Origin of the sequence: Sulfoacidibacillus ferrooxidans (genome assembly GCF_022606465.1) — a bacterium.
In the GTDB taxonomy this organism is placed as follows: domain Bacteria; phylum Bacillota; class Bacilli; order Alicyclobacillales; family SLC66; genus Sulfoacidibacillus; species Sulfoacidibacillus ferrooxidans.
The window spans coordinates 1-399 of the sequence record NZ_JALBUF010000102.1 but is presented as its reverse complement, the minus strand read 5'-3'; the positions used below and the strand labels follow the sequence as shown (position 1 = coordinate 399).

Annotated in this window: 1 pseudogene; it reads left to right on the top strand. The window is 63.9% G+C overall.

The annotated features are described in order from the left end of the window. Positions 1 to 399, top strand: a pseudogene (locus MM817_RS16565) (hypothetical protein); the annotation flags it as partial.

Sequence of the window (399 nt, the reverse complement as noted above, 5' to 3'; positions counted from 1 at the left end):
CAGGGGTTGAATTTCAGCGGATATATAGAGGGCGATGGCCTGTATCGCGGCGAGGCCGACGTGGTGGTCTGCGACGGTTTCGTCGGCAACATCCTGCTGAAGGCCAGCGAAGGCCTGGCTGCCATGGTGTCGGCGCGGATCGAACAGCGCTTCCGCGATGGACTGGCGGCGAAGCTGGTCGGTGCGCTGGCGTTGCCGCTGCTGCGCCGGCTGCGCGGCGATATCGCTCCGGCACGCTATAACGGCGCCAGTTTCCTCGGATTGCAGGGGATAGTGGTGAAAAGCCATGGGTCTGCCGCCGAGGAGGGTTTCCAGAGCGCCTTGCGTCGCGCGGCACTGGAAGTCCGGGAAAACCTGCCGCAACGATTGCATGGCCGTCTCGAGCATCTGCTGCTCTAA